Consider the following 226-nt stretch of genomic DNA (forward strand, 5'->3'; position numbering starts at 1 on the left):
TGCAAGCCCAAATACCCTGAAAGATAGGTTGTATCTGTTACTAGCATCACAGGACGATACTGCTTATCCCAATAGACGCTAAACTGAGAGCCGCTGGCATTGACTTTCAAATGATACGTCTGCCCAGCTTGAACGTCGAACTCATAAGACTGTTGCAAAGTACTATTCGTACATGAAGCATCTCGAAGCTGAATCAGACCTGATGTTGGCTTAATCTGTAAGCAGT

General features: G+C 43.8%; 1 protein-coding gene. It reads right to left on the reverse strand.

Annotation, left to right across the window (positions count from 1 at the left end; genetic code table 11):
* A partial coding sequence (locus tag QCD85_RS23775; protein ID WP_301264095.1) for a hypothetical protein occupies positions 1-226 on the reverse strand: 226 nt, incomplete at both ends.

Origin of the sequence: Paenibacillus sp. PsM32 (genome assembly GCF_030433815.1) — a bacterium.
Taxonomy (GTDB): Bacteria; Bacillota; Bacilli; order Paenibacillales; family Paenibacillaceae; genus Saccharibacillus; species Saccharibacillus kyungheensis.